The sequence below is a fragment of the Niastella soli genome, from assembly GCF_017742245.1.
Classification (GTDB): Bacteria; Bacteroidota; Bacteroidia; order Chitinophagales; family Chitinophagaceae; genus Niastella; species Niastella soli.
Map to the genome: position 1 here is coordinate 92,922 of NZ_JAGHKO010000004.1, position 21,009 is coordinate 113,930.

The following is a 21,009-nucleotide window of genomic DNA, read 5'->3' on the forward strand; positions in this document are numbered from 1 at the left end:
AGGTCTAAGACATCAGTCTGACTATGCAAGACCCAATGATAGACCTTACAGGTCTTCCTTTTTTTAGTTGATACCAATCAGCAGGATGGTCATTTAATATCTTCTGTAAATAGCGTACTTTGTTAAAGCTTTTGCTTCCTCTGATTATTAGATACCTCCTGTTTCTGCCCTGATCGTGTCTGGATTTACGTTACATCCTGTTTCAATTTGCTAATACTTCCTTAAGTAAATAGCTACTGTCCCTACACCAGTATACCATCGCCCTTTACTATTTCTCCTTATGAAGATGGCGCCAACCTGTACTCATGACAAACAGGTACCATTATTATTAATTCTTAAACTTACATTATGAGACATGTGCTACTCGGAAAGTCACTGCTTTTTGCGGGAGTGTTTTTAACATCGGTCAGCTCTATGGCCCAGGTAACTCAAAAATGGGTACAAAGGGAGAACGGAGACCCTAATACGCCAGACCAGGCGTCTGCTCTGGTGGTGGACAATAAAAACGATGTGATTGTAACAGGACAGAGCCAGGGCAAAGGCACCAATTATGACTTTGCCACTATTAAGTATGACGATGATGGATCTACAAAATGGGTAAAAAGGTACAATGGCTCAGGAAATGGAGACGATGAGCCAACAGGCATTGCCGCTGACAGCAACTGCAATGTATTTGTAACAGGAAATAGTAGAAATGGAATTAACAACGATATTGCCACCATTAAGTATGACCCCGATGGAAATACAAAATGGGTAAAACGGTTTACCGGCGCCTCGGCTGATGCTATTGCCGTGGACCGTTATGGAAATGCATATGTAACGGGAACCGGCACCGCAGCCAGTGGCGGTATCGGTATTACCACCATTAAGTACGATGGCAATGGCAATATTATATGGGTAAGAAGGTTTGGCAGCGGCTCAGCTTCTGCCATTGTTGTGGATAAAAATGGTAATGTGTATGTAACCGGAGCAGCCCCCCACATGGGCACAGGAGGTGATGCTACCACTATTAAATACGACAATGATGGTAATTTATTATGGGTAAGCCAGTTTAATGGCAGTCCTATAAATGATGCCGACGTACCTAGTGACCTGGCCGTGGATAACAACGGTAATGTGTATATAACAGGCTTCTCCATCACTGAACTGGCGGCGGATGACCATAGTGAAATTTTCACGGTCAAATACAACGCATCGGGCGTGCAGCAATGGTCAGCCCTTTTTAGCCGTAATACCCGCGATGAAGGTAAAGCCATAGGCGTAGATGCTTCCGGCAATGTGTTCATCACCGGGTTTAGCGGCACTGCTGAGGAAGATCCAGACAATGACTATGTAACAATTAAATACAATTCAGCAGGCGTGCAGCAGTGGGTGCAGGTAGTGGTGAGCCCCGCAGTTCAACAAGGAGGCGGAGCCAATGACCTCGTGTTGGATGCAGCAGGTAATGTGTACATAACAGGCGGGCTGTTATTTTCCAACGGTGGCACAGACTATACTACCATTAAATACAATACCAACGGTGTGCAGCAATGGATAGCCGTGTATGACGGCCCTGGAAGTGATTATGATATAGCAAATGCCATAGGGATAGATAAAAATGGCAATATATATATTACCGGGTTCAGCAGGATCAATGGATTCTCTGACGACTACGCCACCATTAAATACAGTAACAACGGCGTGCAAAAATGGGTAAACATATACAATGGCCCGAGCTTTGAAAAAGGAAACCCCGATTTTGTAACTGCCCTCGCTGTAGACAAGGATGGAAATGCGCATGTAACAGGCGCCATCCTTCGAAACAAAACCGGTTACGACTATGCTACGTTCAAATATGATACAAATGGAGGTACGGACTGGAAAAAAACTTATAATGGAACGGGAAAAGGCCCCGATTTTGCCAATGCCTTAGCACTGGATGCCCAGGGGAATGTGTATGTAACAGGGAGAAGTAAAAGCGTCGGGAACCAGGCGTCAGGTGATGATTACGCTACTGTCAAGTACGACGCAGCGGGCAACAGTCAATGGGGAAAAAGGTACAACGGGCCAGCGGATACAGCTGATGCGTCTACAGCAATCGCAGTAGACGTAAACGGGAACGTGTATGTTACCGGGCAAAGCATAGGCACCAACGGCAGTTACGATTTTGCCACTATCAAGTATGATGCAGCTGGAAATACTAAATGGGTAAAACGGTATGATGGTCCTGGTCACGGGTTCGATGGAGCAACTAAGATTGCCGTAGATGCCGCGGGTAATGTATATGTAACAGGGATCAGCATTGGCAGCGGAACGTTGGAAGACTATGTTACTATCAAGTATGACCCCAATGGAAACCTGTTGTGGGTGGCCAGGTACAACGGCCCGGACAATACTAATGATGAAGCCCATGCCCTGGCAATAGATGCTTCCGGCAATGTATATGTTACAGGAGGAAGCTTTGGCAGCGGAACCCTTAGCGACTATGCTACTATCAAGTACAATGCAGCGGGCGTGCAACAATGGGTGGCAAGATATCATGTTAATAATGACGTGGCCAGGGACATAGCCGTGGATGCCGCCGGTAATGTATATGTAACGGGATTCAGTGGCAACAACGGAAACCTCGACGACTATGCCACCGTTAAGTACAATGCGGCAGGTGTGCAACAATGGGCAGCCAGGTACGATGCCGCTGGTTCCGGAGATGAAGCCAATGCCCTGGCATTGGATGCCGCCGGAAATGTGTATGTAACCGGTGGCAGCAGGCTCAGCAACAATTCATTTCCCGATTATGCTACTGTTAAATACAATGCAATCGGCATACAGCAATGGGTAGCCAGGTACAACGGGCCAGGCAATGGCAGTGATGTAGCAGTTGATATTGGCCTTGATGCAGCTGGTAATGTATATGTTACCGGAACGAGCGAGGGTAACCTGACACAGAGCGATTATGCCACCATCAAATATGAGCAAACACCGCTCGTAACTATGAGCACAGTTGCTGATCCTGTGCCTAACAACCTGGCTATCGAGCAACGGGAATCGGCTAAATTATCTGTAAAAGCATTCCCCAATGCCTTCACTTCATACATCAACCTCCAATGGAGCGGCAGCGATAAACCGGTAACCATTACCATCACAGACGATATGGGCCGGCTGGTAGAAAAAAGGACCGGGTTAGCGGCCAGCGGCGCCCTGCAAACGGGTAGTAAATTCGGAAAGGGCGTTTACTTTGCTGAAATAGTGCAGGGAGGGGAGAAAATAGTGTTGAAGCTGGTTAAAAATTAAGACAACACCTGATGACCTGTAAGGTGCATCATTTGAGTTTGCCTTAGTAGTGGGTTGATTTGCACCTGACAGGTCATCTTTAATATACAAAGGAAGACCTGTCAGGTCTAAGACATCAGTCTGACTATGCAAGACCCAATGATAGACCTTACAGGTCTTCCTTTTTTTAGATGATACCAATCAGCAGGATGGTCATTTAATATCTTCTGTAAATAGCCGTACTTTGTTAAAGCTTTTGCTTCTTCCGATTATTAGAATACCTCCTGTTTCTGCCCTGATCGTGTCTGGATTTACGTTACACGTGTTTCAATTTGCTGATACTTCCTTAACCCAATAGCTACTGTCCCTACACCAGTATACCATCGCCCTTTACTATTCCTCCTTATGAAGATAGCGTCAGCTTGTACTCATGATAGCAGGTACCATTATTATTAATTCTTAAACTTAAGTTATGAGACATGTGCTACTCGGGAAGTCATTGCTTCTTGTATGTATTGTTTTTATGTCGGTCCAAAGTATGGCCCAGGTAACTCAAAAATGGGTACAAAGGGAAAACGGAGACCCGAATACGATAGGCCCTAGTACGCAAAACCGGGCCATTGGCCTGGTGGTAGACAATAAGAACAATGTTATTGTGACAGGAATAAGCGAGGGTAACGGTACAAGTGACGACTTTGCCACAATTAAGTATAATGCTGATGGCGCTTTAAAATGGGTAAAAAGGTACAACAGCACTGGTAGTGCGATCGATCAGCCAACAGGCATTACCGCAGACAGCAACTGCAATGTATTTGTGACGGGATTTAGCACCGCCACCACTGGAACCGGTTTTGACTTTGTTACCATTAAGTATGACCAGGATGGAAATACAAAATGGGTAAAAAGATTTAATAGCCCCGATAATGGGGATGATCGCGCTCGTGCCATTGCCGTGGACAGCTATGGAAATGCATATGTAACGGGCACTGTAAATAACGGTAGTACCACCATAAAGTATGATGGCAATGGCAATATTAAATGGATAAGAACGCTTACCAACGGCGGTGGTAGTGACATTGCTTTGGATAAACTCGGCAATGTGTATGTAACCGGAAGTGGCCCCGGCGTGGGCACCGGCACTGATGCTGTCACATTTAAACTGGACAATAATGGTAATTTATTATGGATGAGCCAGTTTAATGGCAGTCCTATCAATGAGGGCGACGCACCACATGACCTTGCCGTGGACAACAACGGAAATGTGTATATAACAGGCTTCTCCATCACTGAGTTGGCGGCGGATAACCATAGTGAAATTTTCACGGTCAAATACAATGCATCGGGCGTGCAGCAATGGTCAGCCCTTTTTAGCCGTAATACCCGCGATGAAGGTAATGCCATAGGCGTAGATGCTTCCGGCAACGTGTTCATCACCGGGTTTAGCGGCACTGCTGAGGAAGATCCTGACAATGACTATGTGACCATTAAATACAATGCAGCAGGCGTGCAACAGTGGGCCCAGGTAGTGGTGAGCCCCGGCGTTGTACAGAACGGCGGCGCCAATGACCTGGTGCTGGATGCAGCAGGCAATGTGTATATAACGGGTGGGCTTTTATTCCCAAATGGGACAGACTACACTACCATCAAATACAATACCAATGGCGTGCAGCAATGGATAGCATTTTATGCTACCCCCAGTGATGATATAGCATCTGCCATAGGTCTGGATAAAAACGGCAATATATATGTTACCGGATTCATCAGCGGTGGTTCCGAATATGGCACCATTAAATACAGTAACAATGGCGTGCAAATATGGGTACAAAGGTACAATGGCCAAAGCCTTGAAAAAGGAGGCGCCGATTTTGTAAGCGCCCTCGTCGTAGATCCGAACGGGAATCCGCATGTAACAGGATCCATCACCCGAACTAAAACGGGGTATGACTATACAACGTTCAAATATAATACAAATGGAGGCACAGACTGGAAAAAAACGTACAACGGAACAGGAAATGGTCCTGATTTTGCCAGTGCCATAACAGTGGATGCTTTAGGGAATGTGTATGTAACAGGCAGAAGCAACGGCGTCGGAACAGATTTTGATTTCGCCACTGTCAAATACGACGCAGCTGGTATTAGCCAGTGGGGAAAAAGGTACAATGGCCCCGGGAACGCTTTTGATGAGGCTGCCGCAATCGTTGTTGACGGAAACGGGAATGTGTATGTGACAGGAAAGAGTGTTGGCAGCGGAACGATGGAAGACTATGCTACTATAAAGTACGATGCAGCTGGAAATACCAAATGGGTAAAACGTTATAATGGTCCTGGCAATGGAGCCGATATTGCCACTGACATTGCCGTGGATGCCTCGGGCAATGTATATGTAACAGGGCGGAGCATTGGCAGCGGAACCTTTGAAGACTATGCCACTATCAAGTATGATGCCAATGGGAACGTGTTGTGGGTAGCCAGGTACAACGGCCCGGGTAATTCTATTGACGAAGCCAATGCCCTGGCAATAGATGCTTCCGGTAATGTGTATGTTACGGGTGGAAGCTTTGGTAGCGGAACCCTTAGCGACTATGCCACTATTAAGTACAATGCAGCAGGAACGCAGCAATGGGTGGCAAGATATAATGTTAATAACGACGTGGCCAGGGACATAGCCGTGGATGCCGCCGGGAATGTGTATGTAACGGGATACAGTGGCAACAACGGGAACCTCGACGACTATGCCACCATCAAGTACAATGCAGCAGGGGCGCAACAATGGGCGACCAGATACGATGCCGCCGGTTCCGGAGACGAAGCCAATGCCCTGGCCCTGGATGCCGCCGGAAATGTGTATGTAACAGGAGGAAGCCGGCTCAACAACAATTCATTCCCCGACTATGCCACCGTTAAGTACAATACAACAGGCGTACAGCAATGGGTAGCCAGGTACAACGGGCCGGGCAATGGCAGTGATGTGGCCGTTGATATTGGCCTCGACAATAATGGCAATGTGTATGTTACCGGCACGAGCGACGGTAACCTGACACGGAGCGATTATGCTACCATCAAATATGAACAAACACCGCTTGTAACAATGAGCTCGGTCACTGATCCTGTGCCTAACAACCTGGCTATCGAGCAACGGGAATCGGCTAAATTATCTGTAAAAGCATTCCCCAATGCCTTCACTTCATACATCAACCTCCAATGGAGCGGCAGCGATAAACCGGTAACCATTACCATCACAGACGATATGGGCCGACTGGTAGAAAAAAGGACCGGGTTAGCGGCCAGCGGCGCCCTGCAAACGGGTAGTAAATTCGGAAAGGGCGTTTACATTGCTGAAATAGTGCAGGGAACGGAGAAAATAGTGTTGAAGCTGGTCAAGAATTAAGATATAGGCATTTTTTAAGATTAGGTGCTGTTAGAATATAGGTTTACGAAGTAGGAGGTAGGAAATTCGGGAAGGTGGGTCACTGTTGCAGAGTGGCTCACCTTTATCATTTGATAGATCAGGGTGACTCACCCTTAGAGGCTTTCCAATAGCTAACAGCAGGCACTCCGACTTGTCGGAGCGCCATTATAAGCATAGGCTGAGACCTGTAAGGTCCGCCATCGGGTTTTGAATAATTAGAGGGTTTAAGCGGTCCTGACAGGTCGTGTTTTAATAAAGCACACCAGACCTGTCAGGACCAAAACAGCTTTCTGTAAGTGCAAGACCCCAGGTCTTCATTTTTTTGTTAAGGTGGGTCATCCGCCAGCGAACGGATGGCTCACCTTTTAACTAACGCAAACCCGGCTCTCCGACTTGTCGGAGAGCCATTATGGGGAACGGAGAAGATAGTGTTGATACTGGTTAAAAATTAAGATAGCTAATGAAGACCTGTCAGGTCCAAATCATCAGGCCGATAATGCAAGACCCGATGATGGACCTTACAGGTCTTCCTTTTTTAGTTAATTTTGCCCCATGTCAGCAGCGGATAAATGGCTTTTGATACGCAATTACGACCTATGGGCGCATTTAACGGATGAAGAGGTGGCGGAGCTCAACATCGTGCACAACTATATTGAAGCCCATAAAGGCGATTACATCTACTTTGAGGCATTTCAACACAACAAACTGTATTTTGTAAAAGAAGGCTATATCCGCATTGGCTTTATCGATGAAAGCGGCCGCGAAATGATCAAAGAGATCATTCAGCAAGGCGAACTGTTTGGACAAATAACCCTGGAGAAAAACAGCCTGAACGGCGAATTTGCCCAGGCCTATAAAAGCGAAGTGAGCCTGTGCGCCTTTTCCATTGATGATTTCCAAAAACTGCTGCAAAAAAAGCCAGCCCTGGCGCTTAAATACAGCAAACAGGTGGGTTCCAAACTCAGACAAATAGAGAACAGGTTGCTGAACCTGCTGAACAAGGACGTAAAGACCCGCCTCCTGAATTTTCTATGGCAGCTGGTGCAAAAACAGGTACCACCCAATGCCCCTTCCGCCTGCATCCCCAACTATCTTACGCATGAAGACATTGCCAATCTCATAGGATCGAGCCGGCAAACCGTTACCACTCTTTTTAATGAACTGGCAACCGAGGGCTTTATCACCTACAACCGGAAGGAGATCTGTTTTCCCGACATAAAAAGGCTGCAACCTTACTACACTGTTGTATAACCGATAGCCACAACCCGCTTTAACTTTCATTTAACCGGGTACAACAACCAGGCATCCCGAACTTACGTAAAGGTCAAAAAGCAAGATGGATTGTTATTTATAATCAGGAAATTGAGATTTTCAGCATTGGAAAATTGTGTAATGTTTTCCCCGCTTTTTGTTAAATAAATTAACAGCTGTTTTAAATTACCGGGATCACGTTACATTAAAAGGTTTTATATATGAAGAAAATAATAGTATTTATTCTTGGCCTGTTCCTTACGTTCCCGCTTTTTTCACAATCCCTGACGCCCATTGACACGGCATCGGAAGTAACATTCAAAATAAAGAACCTCGGATTCAATACAAGCGGCTCCTTTAGCGGTTTGGCCGGCGCCATTACCTTCACCCCCGACAACCCCGATGGCTGCAGTTTTGATGTGCATATTGATGCAAATACGGTAAATACCGGCGTTGAAATGCGCGATGATCACCTGCGCGGCAGCGATTATTTTGATGTAAAGAACCACCCTCAGATCAGGTTTGTGTCAGCAAAAGTAACCAGCACAAAAAAGAACGGAACATTATTTGTTTCCGGTAAACTAACCATAAAAGGAACAACAAAAGACATTTCCTTTCCTTTTACGGCACAACCCATTAAGGACGGTTATTTATTCAACGGTGAATTCAAAATAAACCGCCGTGATTTCAAGGTAGGAGGGGGTAGTACAGTGAGCGATAATCTAACGGTATTCTTAAAAGTGGTGGCCAGGAAAATATGAGTTTCGGATATACGGTAAAAACCAGCAGAACGGAAATTCATAACGGAAAAATAATTTTATATTTAGGAACAAAACCGACCAATGCAATTACAACAAGCTGTAAACACGATCTTTGTACAATTGGCCGACTCACTCAGCCAATTGTCGCAACCGCAATACAGCCAGTCGTGTTCAACCCTTTTCAATAATACGATTGGCCAGCACGTGCGACATATCATCGAGTTGTTTCAATGTTTGGAGAATGGATATGAATCGGGCACTGTCAATTATGAGAAACGCAAACGCGACACATTACTTGAAACCGATAAAGGGCTGGCCGGGACCCTGCTGCTCGAGATCCACCGCGGGTTGAACAAACCCAATAAAACGCTCACCCTGGAGGCCAGCTACGATGAACATGTTACCGAATCCATTGCCATTGACACCAATTATTTCCGCGAAATAGCCTATAACCTGGAACACACGATCCACCACATGGCATTAATACGGGTAGGCATTACAGAGATCACCAATATCCATTTACCTGACAATTTTGGGGTAGCATCCTCTACCATTAAGTATCGTAACCAATGTGCACAGTAACCTTTATCCGCGCAGCGGATAATATATATATAACATCCAACCGTGATGAAAAGCATTGGCGTTCCAGTGCCTTTCCACCAGCGGTATACCAATACCCATCTGGCAAATTATTATTCCCGAAAGATGGCGATGCCGGTGGCACCTGGATAGCAGCCCATGAGAACGGTAATGCCATTGTTTTTTTGAATGGGGGTTTTGAACGTCACCAACCCAAACCGCCCTATCGTAAAAGCCGTGGACTTATATTGCTCGATCTGTTGGATTCCATTAACCCAGTGTTTGGTTTCAGACTGATCTCATTACAACAAATTGAACCCTTCACTGCCGTGATCTGGAGTGCTGGTCAGCTGGTTGAATGCCGTTGGGATGGGGAAAAAAAACACCTCACCGAACTGTCCGATTCGGAACCGCAGATCTGGTCGTCGGTCACCTTATATGAGGAGGCGGTGGTGGAGAAAAGAAAAAGCTGGTTCAGGGAATGGCTACAAAAAAAGAAAGAGCCAGCACCGGAAGACATTCTCCATTTTCACCAGTTTACCGGTGATGGGGATGCCCACAACGATCTGCTGATGGATCGCAACGGGCAGGTGTTCACGGTAAGCGTTACCCAGCTGGTCCTTTCCGATGAAGAAACGCACATGCACTACCTTGACCTCAGGAATGACAAAAACTTCACGCAACATTTAATAGTTGAAAAATCAATGGCAGGCCGAGCATGAACAGCATACAACGCATCCTGCACAGACCGTTCTTTATAAAATTATTTAACTGGGAATACTGGAGCTTTACCACTGTATATCTGTGTATTTACCCGGTATGGTTCCTGCTGTGCCTGCGCGCCCGGTCGTTATTTTTCTTTGCAGCAAGCAACCCCACCATTAAGAACGGCGGCTTTTTGTGCGAAAGCAAAAAAGACATCATCACCATCATCCCACCGCAATATCATCCATCAACCGTTTTCTTTTCCATCCCCTCTAATGGCAATATCGTGTTACGCGATCTGCAACGGGCGGGGTTACAATTCCCGCTTATTGGCAAACCCAATGTGGGCGGCCGGGGCCGGGGAGTAAAAGTATTACGGGATGAGCAGGATGTAATAACCTATGCGCGTAACGCGTATATGGATTTTCACATCCAGGAATTTGTTCCCTGGAAACTGGAAGCTGGGATCTTTTATGTACGTAACCCCAACCAGGCAAACGGCGCTATCACCGGCATTGTATACAAAGAGTTTTTATCAGTGACGGGGGATGGCCAGCACACCATACTACAACTGTTACAAAAAGATAAACGGGCCTTGATGTACCTCGGCAGTTTGAAAAATATTCATGGCGACCGGTTGAACCTGGTATTGCCAGCTGAAGAGAAAATGATCGTTTCGCCATTTGGCAACCATGCCCGCGGTTCCAAGTTTATAGACGCCACCCACCTGGCCGATGAAACCCTGACGCAGGTCATAGATGGCATTTGTAAACAGATCCCGGGCTTTTATTTTGGGCGCCTCGACATCCGGTTTGAAAGCTGGGAAGCATTGCGCGCAGGCAAAAATTTTTCAATCATAGAAGTGAATGGGGCAGGGGCGGAACCCACCCATATTTATGACCCCCGGCATTCCATATTTTTTGCCTGGAAAGAGATCATCAGACATTGGGTCCTGCTCAACCGCATAAGCCGGATAAACCATAAAAAAGGACACCGGTATTTAGGCTGGCGGGAAGGGATCAGCATGTTTAGAGAAGCTAAGGAATGGGCTAGGAAATTAGAGGCGATGACGGAGTAAGGGAGGGCATAAGGCTTGAGAATCGATTATTCACTATTCATCCAACAAGCAACAACATTAACAAATTGCATCTACGAATATTCTTCACCGGTATGTTCATCAGCTTCCTGGGCACGCTGCCACTGGGAACGCTGAATGTAGCGGCCATGCAGATCTCGGTGAGTGATGGCATTCGGCCCGCCCTGTATTTTTCGCTAGGGGCCCTGCTGGTAGAGATCATTTATGTACGTATTTCATTGGTGGCCATGGACTGGGTACAAAAACAGGAGCGGTTTTTCCGCTGGCTGCAGTGGTTTACCGTGCTTATCATCCTGGCCCTGGCCATTACAAATTTTATAGCAGCGGCCAGTCCGCACGTTAAAAAGAACGTCATTCTTTCACATACTATACACCGTTTTTGGTTAGGGGTGGTCATGAGTGCCATTAATCCGGCCCAGATCCCCTTCTGGTTTGGCTGGAGTTCCGCCCTGTACACAAAAAAGGTGCTGCTTCCCCGTAACGACATCTATAACGCCTATATCTGCGGCATTGGCGTCGGCACCTTTGTGGGCAATGCGGTGTTCATTTTCGGCGGACAACTCATTGTAACCCGTTTAAACGCGAACCAGGGCATTATCAGCTGGATCATTGGGGGCGTGTTTGCCATTACCGCTATTATAATGAGTTATAGGATCATTTATAAGAAGAAAAACAATTAAAGTGAGGCCATTGGTCTTTGAAAAGGCAGTTATTTAGTTCGTTTGTTATTTAGTTCGTTTGTTCCGCCAACCAGTGGGAAAAGCGGTTTTACCCATGTCCTATTTTTTAATTGCTGCTTCCTATTTCATTCTTCGTACTTTCTACCTCGTACTTTTTAGCTCGTACTTCGTACTTCTTACTTCTTACATCCCATTTCTTTCAACATATTTCTTACGTCCTGCCTCCTACCTCTTACCTCACATTCTTAAAAAAACCAATGCACATTCTTAATCAACAACTTATATTTTACAATGTATTATTCCCCCATCCAAACACACCAAAAAAAAGCGATATGCGTTTTAAACTTTGCTACCGGTTGTAAGTCTGAGACCGGACCTTTAAAATAACATACCCAATGCAAAAACGACAATCCATTTTCCTTGGCTTAGTAGCCTGCTGCTTAGTTCTTTCTTTTATCGCCTGTAAAAAAACGGCAAAAGATGCAGCGACCGATGTTACTGCGGCCCAGGATAACACCATGGCCGAAACCAATTACAACGATGCTAACAACATGGTAGACCTTGCAGCAGCGACCGGTGTGAGCTTTTCCTTCAGAACAGAGACCGGTTCAAACACTGCCCGTATTGAAGAAGTGCTGGGCACCTGTGCAACCGTATCTGTAGATACTGTTGCCCGTAAAATTACCATCGATTTCGGCGCCACCGATTGTACCGGCCCCGATCTCAGAAAACGCAGAGGTAAGGTCATAGCTACCTGGACGGGCAGCTACCGCACTCCCGGTACGGTGATCAACATTACCTTCGACAACTATTTTGTAAACAACAACCAGATAATGGGTACGCACAAGACCACCAATATGGGTCTTGTAAATGGTAACCTGGTTTATAAAATTGAAGTAGATGGTTCTATTAAAAAACCCATTGGTGGCACCATTACCTGGAAATCTACCCGCGAACGTGCCTGGACTGCAGGTATGAACACCCCATCAAACCCATTGGATGATGAATATTCAATAACCGGTACTGCCAGTGGTACAACTGTTCTTGGCACTTCGTATAGCATCAACATCACACAACCACTGGTGCGTAAAATGAGCTGCTATTTCTTTGAAAGCGGTAAAATTGAATTAACACCAACAGGAGGTTCAACCATGACGCTTGATTATGGCAACACCGGCTGCGATGCAAAAGCTACTGTTTCTGTAGGCCCTTTGTCGTACAATATCGATTTATTCTAACCAGTATCTTCTTAGTCACATAATATAGTGTTGTTAAAACGAGGCCCCTTCTTTATTGAGGGGGCTTTTATTATTTAATGAACTTCCTGAAGGCAGGCGGCAAATGTGAAATACAAAAAGGCAATGGGCATTGGGAAATGGGCAATGAAAAATACAAAATACAAAAGGCAGACAGCAGACGGCAGACAGGCAGACGGGCGAGGTAGAAAGCAGAAAGCCTAAAGCCAACAGCGGTATTCGCTTTGAACTTTAAACTTCCTATTTATTTATATTCTTTCCTGGACAGGCTAACTACCAGACATCTCAGATACCCATTTATCTCTGTCATCCGGACTAAACTTCCAGGGGGCAAAGTTATTTTCAACATTGCTGAACATCGCGTTCCATTCCTGAGGTGCATTGCTTTCTTCCATGATCAGTGAACGGCGCAATTCCAGGATAATTTCCAGCGGACTGATACTAACCGGACATTCCTGTACACAACTGTTACAGGTAGTACAGGCGCGCAATTCTTCTACTGAAATATAATCGTGCAGCAGCGTTTTACCATCATCTTTAAACTCCCCGTTCTGGTCGATGTTCTTACCAATATCTTCGGCCCGGTCGCGGGTCGCCATCATGATCTTCCGGGGCGATAATTTTTTACCGGTTATTGTAGCCGGACAAGCTGCACTACAGCGACCACATTCTGTACAGGAATAAGCATCGAGCACATTGCGCCAGCTCAGATCGGGCACGTCTTTAGCGCCAAATTTGTCGGGAGGCGTGGCATTCGTTGGTGCCAGTTCGGGCTGCATGGCGTACAACACTTCGTTTTGAATAGCCGGCATATTACTCATTTTACCCATGGGTTGCAACCGGGTGAAATACGCATTAGGAAATGCCAGTAAGATATGCAGGTGTTTTGAGAAAGGGATATAATTCAGGAATGCAAAGATGCCCAGGATGTGCAGCCACCAGCAGGTTCTTTCAACACCTACCAGCGCAGTATCACTCAACCCGCCCAGCAAAGGATGCAGGGCAGCTGAGAATACAAAATTACCGGTAACATGCTCGCCATAATGCCCATATCCACGTTGCTGTAACAGTGTATCGGCCGCATTCATGGTGAGGAAAAGCGTCATCAGTACGATCTCGGTAATAAGGATATAATTGGCATCGCTACGCGGCCAGCCGTTCAGGTCGGGACTGGCGAGGCGTTTTACTTTTACTACATTTCTTCTTAAAAGGAAAATGACACAGCCCACCAATACCGTTAGGGCCAGGAATTCAAAAGCATTGATCAGATAAGGGTATATGGCGCCGCCGAAACCAGCGAATATCCGGTGAGTACCAAATACACCGTCGATCACGATCTCCAGTACCTCAATGTTAATGATGACAAAACCGGCATAAATAAAAAAATGCATTATGGCCACCAGGGGATTGCGAAACATCTTTTTTTGTCCGAACGCCAGTAGGAACACATTGCGCCAGCGGTCACCGGTACGGTCACTAAAGTCGGCATCCTTACCTAATAGAATGTTGCGGCGAATAGTCATTATCTTTTTGCTGAAAATCCAAATGGCTACAGCTGAAATAATGAGAAATAGTATTTGTTGGATATATGGCATGGGGCTAAGATAGGGAATTTGGGAAATAAAAAACAGCTGTTAGCTTTAAGGGGCAAGCTTCAGGCTGCAAGCTACAAGCAATACACCTCGGCGCGGCAAAAGTCGAAAGCGAATACAGGTTTAAAAACCTAAAGGCTTAAGGTGAAAGCGAAGCAGGTCTTAAGGCTTTCTGCCTTCTGCCGTCTGTCTTCTGCCCTTTTTTCTATAGTTTTGGCCAAAAAAATACATGTCGCGTAATTATATCCTTAGTAAGGAAGCAGTAGCCCGGAAATTACAACGGATGGCCTATGAGATCATAGAAAACAACCTCGACGAACAGGAGATCATACTGGCCGGTATTCGGGAAAATGGCAGTGTAATTGCCCGCAACATAGAGAAACTGTTACATGCAATAAACAGTAATATAAAGATCTGGAATATAGAGATCGCGCTCGATAAAAAAGCGCCTCACGATATAAAACTGAGCGGCGAAACAGATTTCACCGAAAAAGTGATCATTGTAGTAGATGACGTGGCCAACAGTGGCCGTACAATGTTATATGCCATCAAGCCTTTTCTGGCGTACCTGCCTAAAAAGATCCAGACCCTGGCGCTGGTTGAACGCACGCACAAAACTTACCCCGTTAATACCGACTATGTAGGGCTGTCAGTAGCCACCACGTTGCAGGAACATATCTTCGTTGAAGTGGAGGGTGATACCGTTACAGGAGCATATATGGAGTAAGTTCTAAGTTATTTAGTTCTTGAGTTTGTTGGTTCCTGGGAGCCGAACTCAGCGCGCAGAGTTCAGGGTTCGACTGCCGACTGCCGACAACAGTCGGAATACGGAAATAAGGACTTTCACGTTTACGGTTTCACGTTTCACGCTCTACGAGGTATACTTTTTGTATGATAACTGCGTCAAATCGTAAAATTATATAACTTCAAACCTTCAATACTAACATCAAATTAAGTATTATGGATGATGCTATTATGCAGCGCGTACAAGTTTGGAAAGACGGAAACTATGATAATGCCGCCAAACAGGAAATTGCCAGGCTTGAAAAAGAGAATCCCACTGAGCTGGCCGACGCTTTTTACCGAAACCTGGAATTTGGTACCGGTGGTTTGCGTGGCATTATGGGTATAGGCACCAACCGCATTAACAAATACACAGTGGGTATGGCCACTCAGGGTTTTGCCAACTATTTAAATGAAACCTACCCCGGTGGCGTTATTCGCATTGCCATTGCGCACGATAGCCGTAACAACAGCCGCCAATTTGCAGAGATCACTGCCAATGTAATGGCCGCTAACGGCATCAAGGTGTTTTTGTTTGAAGCATTGCGTCCAACTCCCGAATTAAGCTTTACCATTCGCCAGCTGGGTTGCCAGGGTGGGGTGGTATGTACCGCTTCGCATAATCCGAAAGAATACAACGGTTACAAAGCATACTGGAACGATGGGGGGCAACTGGTGCCACCACACGACAAAAACGTAATAAAAGAAGTAGAGAAAATTGCCTCGGTTGATGAGGTAAAATGGAGTGGCGGTGAAGCCAATATCAGCATCATCGGCAAGGATATGGACAGCCGGTATATCGACATGGTGAAAAGCCTGAGCGTATATCCGGAGGTGATCACCCGTCAACGCGACCTGAAGATCGTTTATACGCCTATACACGGTACCGGTATCATGCTGGTACCTGAAGTATTGCAGCGTTTTGGTTTTACCAATGTGCATATAGTAGAACAACAGGCTAAACCCGATGGTAATTTCCCTACGGTAGTTTACCCCAATCCCGAAGAAAGTGAGGCTATGAGCATTGGGTTGAAACAGGCTAAAGAACTGGATGCCGATATTTTACTGGGAACCGATCCTGATGCTGACCGCGTTGGTATTGCCATTAAAGACAAACAGGGCAACTGGGTGTTGATGAATGGTAACCAAACCGCCGTACTGGCTTTCAATTACATCATTGAGGCCCGCAAGGCAAAAGGCGTTGCCCAAAAGAACGATTTTGTGTGCAAGACCATTGTGACTACGGATATGATCGACCGCATTGCGGCTGATAATAATGTAAAATGTTACAATGTACTGACCGGTTTTAAATGGATCGCTGAGCTGATCAAGGAAAAAGAAGACACAGAAAATTACATTGTGGGCGGCGAAGAAAGTTATGGTTTAATGATCGGTAGCCAATTACGGGATAAGGACGCAGTATCTGCCGTAGCCTTACTGTGCGAAATGGCCGCCTATGAAAAAGACAAGGGCCGCACCTTATTCGAAAAGCTGATCGATCTGTATGTTCAATACGGCTATTACAAAGAACATTTGATCTCCATCACCAAAAAAGGCATGAACGGTCAAAAGGAAATTGCCGAAATGATGGATGGTTATCGCAGCAACCCGCCTGCAAGTATTAACGGTTCTCCGGTGGCGCAACTGCTCGATTATGAATTGCGCAAAGGAAAGAACTTGCAAACCGGTGAGGAATGGGATATCACCCTGCCTGTTTCAAACGTGCTTCAATTCATTCTGGCCGATGGCAGTAAGATCTCTGCCCGCCCCAGTGGTACGGAGCCCAAGATCAAATTCTATTTCAGCGTAAATACCACTATTAAAAGCGCTGCCGAATTTGATTCCATTCAGGTAAAAGGCGACCTTGATAAAAAGATCCAGGGCATTATTACTGATATGGGCTTGAAATAGTCTGGTAATGCTTCTTCAATGAAGTGTTGCTTACTGGAATATAAGAAAATGAAGTAGGAAGTAGGAGGTAAGAAGTAGGATGGGTCTGACAATCGAGACCCGCGCTTCTTATCTTCTACTTTTTTTCTGTACTGTACACAAAAAAAAGCAGGAAGTAAAAGCGGGGTATTTTCATACATCCAACTTCTTACTTCCTACTTCTATATCTTAGAATTACTTAATAATTCTCTTATTACTTCTTAGGTGCTTCAGCAGGAGCATCCTTCGCCGGAGATATATTCAATTTCTTGTATACAAGTGGTAAAATATCGTCAGCTGAAGGGAAAGCGATCAATTGCTCTTTAGGCAGAATATAAGCGTAACCATTTTCTTTAGCCACCGCTTGTGAAGTGGTAACCGCTTTGTCCTGGATGGGCGCCAGCAATTCCTGTTCGTGTTGGTTCATCATTTGCTGAGCTTCCTGGTTAACAAAGTTGGTCCATTTAACATACAGGTCATTTAACTCTTTCCGCTTTACTTCTTTTACGGGAGAGGTCATTTTTGCAGAGTCAGTTACAAAAGCTTTTTGTTTATCTATAAACGCCTGTTGGTAATCAGTTCCCTGTTGAACCAGCGCCTTTTGGTATTCCTGCATATCACCCTGTGCCTTTTTGTACTCGGGCATATTGGCTACCAATTCCTGCAAGCTGATATAGCCGATTTTATTTTGGGCATTTGCCTGAACGGCGTTCGCGAGCAGACCAATGGTAAAGATCACTACAATTGCTACAAATTGCCTCTTCATATTGTGGGTTTAAGTTATTTAGGTCGCAAAAATAATGGAATTCGTTGCTTCCCCAGAAAAAATACGAGGTGTTTCTTTAGTTCCTAAGGAATTTATTTAGTCCCGATTATTCCATTACTCTTTCAACGATCTTACCTGTTTTTTTATTTTTCAAAATCACTTTTTTTGCGCCATAATGGGTCACTTCTTCCTTAACCAGGTAGTGATCGGCATCGTATTCGGTAAGATGGCTGTCTTTGGTGACGCCGGTCTTCCCCCGCCAGATCTCCAGCTGCACCGGTTCCCATAATTTGCTTTTGGCCGAGCGATAGGCGGCATCCAGGATACAGTTCACCACATACCCATCGTAAAAGGTTTCTTTGGGGTCATTACCTGCCTCCATAGCATTGAACATATCCATGAACATATGGTTATACCCCAGTTCATTCAGTTCATCGCCTACCGGAAATAACCAACCGGTATTGCTTTCGGCTTTTTCGGCCACATAATTGGCGCCTTTACCGCTGGTGAACATATCGAAACCGGTACGTAGAAAACTATTGATCCAGATGGTACCTTCAGAGCCCATTACTTCATCGCGCAGATCGAGCCCGCCGCGGAAGGTCCAGCTTACCTCAAATTGCCCAATGGCGCCGTTCTCATATTTAACCAGTCCAATGGCATGGTCTTCGGCATCGATGGGTTTTACCTGGGTATCGGCCCAGCACATGACCTCAACGGGTTTTATATCCTTGCCAATATAACTGCGGGTGATCTCCACGCAATGGCAACCAAGATCAAGGATACAACCGCCACCGGCCTGTTCTATATCCCAGAACCAGTCGCTGTGCGGGCCAGGATGGGTTTCCCTTGATTTGGCCCATAAAATGCGGCCCAGGGCACCTTCCTTCACGCTCTCCAGCGCTTTTATGAATTTGGGAGTATATACCAGGTCTTCCAGGTAGCCATTGAAGATGCCGGCCTGTTCAACAGCCTGCAACATACGTTTCGCTTCCTCGCCATTGCGACCAAGCGGTTTGGTGGTCATCACGGCTTTGCGGTGAAGACAGCAAAGCATTACAGCTGCTTCGTGCAGGTTATTGGGCAGTGCAATACAAACGATGTCAACATCAGGGTTCGCAATAGCGTCCTCCATGTTGGTAGTATGGTGCGCTACGTTGTAATCTTCAGCAAATCTTTTGGCGCTTTCAGTGCGGCGCGAATAGATACTTACAATTTTGTCACGGCTTCTGTAACCCTGTAAGGAGTCGGCATAAAACCGGCCAATAAATCCTGAACCGAGCATAGCAATCTTTGCCATAATATGGTTTGTTGTTTATGGTTTGTTGTTTGTAGTTCTGAGTTCCGGAGTTACCGGTTCCATGTTTCAGGTTCTTGGGTTGGTAAGTTATTGGGTTATTGATTGATGGCTTTCTGCGAAAGCGGGGACCGGGGTATTTAACTTGTCAGTCAAAGTCCCGATAACTAAAAAAATCAATAACTAAAGAACTTACAATCCTACAACTGCAAACTACGAGCCTATTGGCAATTGCCGCGACAGCTTGAAGCGTACTGCAGCGAGTGTCCGCGTTTGGCGGATGAAGCTTGCAGCCTGTATACCATTAGGCTTTGGGCTGTATTATCGCTTCACCAGCCACATGTACCTGTTTTTTCTCCCTGAAAAATAATATAAAATACAGTAATACAGCTACGGCGATATATACCGGTACCAGCCAGATGTTAACCCAGTTATGGTCATTTTTTCCGGTGAAGGCGTTGATGGTTGGCAGCGCATACATACCCGCCGTTTTACCGGAGAACCAGGTGCCAATCACCATTCCAACTCCATAAGTGGCAAACGTAAATAAGCCCTGCGCTGCATTCTTGATTTTTTCACCTGCTTTTTTCTCTGTATACATATAACCGGTTACAAAAAAGAAATCGTAACAAACGCCATGCAGAATGATACCGGCATATAACATCCACACATTGGTATCAATATTACCAAAGGCAAATGCTACATAACGCAGGATCCAGGCAGCCATGCCCAGCAGCAGCATTTTCTTAACACCAATGGTATTGAACAAAAAGGGAATGGCTATAATAAACACCGCTTCTGATACCTGTCCCAGGATCATTTTACCGGCAGATTCTTTCATGCCCGATTCTGTTAAAAAGAGATTCGCAAATCCATAATAAAAGGAGAGCGGAATACAAACAAGGATGGCCGCAATAAAGAAGATCAGATAAGGCTTGTCTTTAAACAATACAAAAGCTTCTACACCCAAGGCTTTGCCAGCTGAAGCATCAGCACTTTTGCCTTTGGGTGGCGTATCAGGTAAAATAAAGCTTATTATTCCCAATCCGGCCGAAACAGCAGCAGCCATAATAAAAGTGGTAGATGTTGCTCCGATATCCAAACGGGCAATGAATAACCCGGCAACGATCCAGCCAATGGTCCCGAAAACCCGAATCCAGGGAAATTGCTTTCCCGGATCGGTCATTTGATGGAAAGCAATACTGTTCGACAAAGCAATGGTTGGCATATACAATAGAGAATACACTAATATCACCCAAAAGAATACCGAATTATCTGTGATTTTGGTAGCGAGCAATAACATTCCGGCACCTAATAAATGCAAAATGCCCATTAACCGCTGGGCAGCAAAAAAACGATCCGCAATCAATCCGATAAAGAACGGCGAGATCATAGTGGCCAATGCTAAGGCACCGTATGCTAAACCAATGGCGTCATCCGTGGCGCCCAGGTGCACTTTCATATACGTGCTCATTGTTACATACCAGGCACTCCATATAAAATACTGAAGGAACATCATTAAACACAACAGAAATCCGGTCTTGGTTTTCATATATATACATTCATTTAAATAGAATACGTGCGGAAATTACAACAAAATTGTATTAGCCACCCGCTCCCAATTTATATTTTGAATTATTATCACCTTTTGTACAT

The 21,009-nt window shown here is 45.5% G+C and carries 15 protein-coding genes; 11 read left to right on the forward strand and 4 right to left on the reverse strand.

What is annotated here, in order from left to right:
- The first annotated feature begins 348 nt into the window (after positions 1–348).
- From J7I42_RS15190 to J7I42_RS15230, 9 genes are all read left to right on the forward strand, one after another.
- A complete protein-coding gene (locus J7I42_RS15190) occupies positions 349–3,270 on the forward strand; it encodes an SBBP repeat-containing protein (RefSeq protein WP_209139678.1) in 2,922 nt (973 codons plus the stop codon).
- Between the two features lie 451 nt (positions 3,271–3,721).
- Positions 3,722–6,637 (forward strand): SBBP repeat-containing protein, encoded by a 2,916-nt coding sequence (locus J7I42_RS15195; RefSeq protein WP_209139679.1) that lies wholly within the window; start codon positions 3,722–3,724, stop codon positions 6,635–6,637.
- Positions 6,638–7,210: 573 nt separating this feature from the next.
- Complete coding sequence (locus J7I42_RS15200; protein WP_209139680.1) at positions 7,211–7,909, forward strand: Crp/Fnr family transcriptional regulator; 699 nt, start codon at positions 7,211–7,213, stop codon at positions 7,907–7,909.
- Positions 7,910–8,130: 221 nt separating this feature from the next.
- Positions 8,131–8,670 (forward strand): YceI family protein, encoded by a 540-nt coding sequence (locus J7I42_RS15205; protein WP_209139681.1) that lies wholly within the window; start codon positions 8,131–8,133, stop codon positions 8,668–8,670.
- A gap of 81 nt (positions 8,671–8,751) precedes the next feature.
- Positions 8,752–9,252 (forward strand): hypothetical protein, encoded by a 501-nt coding sequence (locus tag J7I42_RS15210; RefSeq protein WP_209139682.1) that lies wholly within the window; start codon positions 8,752–8,754, stop codon positions 9,250–9,252.
- A complete protein-coding gene (locus J7I42_RS15215) occupies positions 9,240–9,971 on the forward strand; it encodes an NRDE family protein (RefSeq protein WP_209139683.1) in 732 nt (243 codons plus the stop codon). The genes J7I42_RS15210 and J7I42_RS15215 overlap by 13 nt, the downstream gene beginning before the upstream one ends.
- The gene (locus J7I42_RS15220) at positions 9,968–11,032 is read left to right on the forward strand and encodes a hypothetical protein (protein ID WP_209139684.1); all 1,065 of its coding nucleotides are present in this window, start codon (positions 9,968–9,970) and stop codon (positions 11,030–11,032) included. The genes J7I42_RS15215 and J7I42_RS15220 overlap by 4 nt, the downstream gene beginning before the upstream one ends.
- Before the next feature lie 65 nt (positions 11,033–11,097).
- Positions 11,098–11,730, forward strand: coding sequence for a LysE family translocator (locus J7I42_RS15225; protein WP_209139685.1), 633 nt, complete (start codon positions 11,098–11,100; stop codon positions 11,728–11,730).
- A 395-nt stretch (positions 11,731–12,125) separates the two neighbouring features.
- Complete coding sequence (locus tag J7I42_RS15230) at positions 12,126–12,968, forward strand: hypothetical protein (protein ID WP_209139686.1); 843 nt, start codon at positions 12,126–12,128, stop codon at positions 12,966–12,968.
- Positions 12,969–13,255: 287 nt separating this feature from the next.
- On the opposite strand, the gene J7I42_RS15235 is transcribed toward J7I42_RS15230, so the two are convergent.
- Positions 13,256–14,581: a 4Fe-4S dicluster domain-containing protein gene (locus J7I42_RS15235; protein ID WP_209139687.1), complete on the reverse strand. Its 1,326-nt coding sequence runs from the start codon at positions 14,579–14,581 to the stop codon at positions 13,256–13,258.
- Positions 14,582–14,807: 226 nt separating this feature from the next.
- Between J7I42_RS15235 and J7I42_RS15240 the strand changes: the two genes are divergently transcribed.
- Together J7I42_RS15240 and J7I42_RS15245 are read left to right on the forward strand one after the other, a co-directional pair.
- On the forward strand, positions 14,808–15,305 hold the full coding sequence (locus tag J7I42_RS15240; protein WP_209139688.1) for a phosphoribosyltransferase family protein: 498 nt from the start codon (positions 14,808–14,810) through the stop codon (positions 15,303–15,305).
- A 233-nt stretch (positions 15,306–15,538) separates the two neighbouring features.
- Positions 15,539–17,272: a phospho-sugar mutase gene (locus tag J7I42_RS15245; RefSeq protein ID WP_209139689.1), complete on the forward strand. Its 1,734-nt coding sequence runs from the start codon at positions 15,539–15,541 to the stop codon at positions 17,270–17,272.
- A 232-nt stretch (positions 17,273–17,504) separates the two neighbouring features.
- On the opposite strand, the gene J7I42_RS15250 is transcribed toward J7I42_RS15245, so the two are convergent.
- From J7I42_RS15250 to J7I42_RS15260, 3 genes are all read right to left on the reverse strand, one after another.
- On the reverse strand, positions 17,505–18,056 hold the full coding sequence (locus tag J7I42_RS15250) for an OmpH family outer membrane protein (protein ID WP_209139690.1): 552 nt from the start codon (positions 18,054–18,056) through the stop codon (positions 17,505–17,507).
- A gap of 106 nt (positions 18,057–18,162) precedes the next feature.
- A complete protein-coding gene (locus J7I42_RS15255; protein WP_209139691.1) occupies positions 18,163–19,356 on the reverse strand; it encodes a Gfo/Idh/MocA family protein in 1,194 nt (397 codons plus the stop codon).
- Positions 19,357–19,657: 301 nt separating this feature from the next.
- Positions 19,658–20,905, reverse strand: a complete 1,248-nt coding sequence (locus J7I42_RS15260; RefSeq protein ID WP_209139692.1) for a nucleoside permease — start codon at positions 20,903–20,905, stop codon at positions 19,658–19,660.
- Between the last annotated feature and the right edge of the window lie 104 nt (positions 20,906–21,009).

Excerpts from the sequence above, each read along its gene's own strand:
- J7I42_RS15190 (WP_209139678.1), top strand. The coding sequence starts at position 349 with ATGAGACATGTGCTACTCGGAAAGTCACTGCTTTTTGCGGGAGTGTTT.
- J7I42_RS15195 (WP_209139679.1), top strand. The coding sequence starts at position 3,722 with ATGAGACATGTGCTACTCGGGAAGTCATTGCTTCTTGTATGTATTGTT.
- J7I42_RS15200 (WP_209139680.1), top strand. The coding sequence starts at position 7,211 with ATGTCAGCAGCGGATAAATGGCTTTTGATACGCAATTACGACCTATGG.
- J7I42_RS15205 (WP_209139681.1), top strand. The coding sequence starts at position 8,131 with ATGAAGAAAATAATAGTATTTATTCTTGGCCTGTTCCTTACGTTCCCG.
- J7I42_RS15210 (WP_209139682.1), top strand. The coding sequence starts at position 8,752 with ATGCAATTACAACAAGCTGTAAACACGATCTTTGTACAATTGGCCGAC.
- J7I42_RS15215 (WP_209139683.1), top strand. The coding sequence starts at position 9,240 with ATGTGCACAGTAACCTTTATCCGCGCAGCGGATAATATATATATAACA.
- J7I42_RS15220 (WP_209139684.1), top strand. The coding sequence starts at position 9,968 with ATGAACAGCATACAACGCATCCTGCACAGACCGTTCTTTATAAAATTA.
- J7I42_RS15230 (WP_209139686.1), top strand. The coding sequence starts at position 12,126 with ATGCAAAAACGACAATCCATTTTCCTTGGCTTAGTAGCCTGCTGCTTA.
- J7I42_RS15235 (WP_209139687.1), bottom strand. The coding sequence starts at position 14,581 with ATGCCATATATCCAACAAATACTATTTCTCATTATTTCAGCTGTAGCC.
- J7I42_RS15240 (WP_209139688.1), top strand. The coding sequence starts at position 14,808 with ATGTCGCGTAATTATATCCTTAGTAAGGAAGCAGTAGCCCGGAAATTA.
- J7I42_RS15245 (WP_209139689.1), top strand. The coding sequence starts at position 15,539 with ATGGATGATGCTATTATGCAGCGCGTACAAGTTTGGAAAGACGGAAAC.
- J7I42_RS15250 (WP_209139690.1), bottom strand. The coding sequence starts at position 18,056 with ATGAAGAGGCAATTTGTAGCAATTGTAGTGATCTTTACCATTGGTCTG.
- J7I42_RS15255 (WP_209139691.1), bottom strand. The coding sequence starts at position 19,356 with ATGGCAAAGATTGCTATGCTCGGTTCAGGATTTATTGGCCGGTTTTAT.
- J7I42_RS15260 (WP_209139692.1), bottom strand. The coding sequence starts at position 20,905 with ATGAAAACCAAGACCGGATTTCTGTTGTGTTTAATGATGTTCCTTCAG.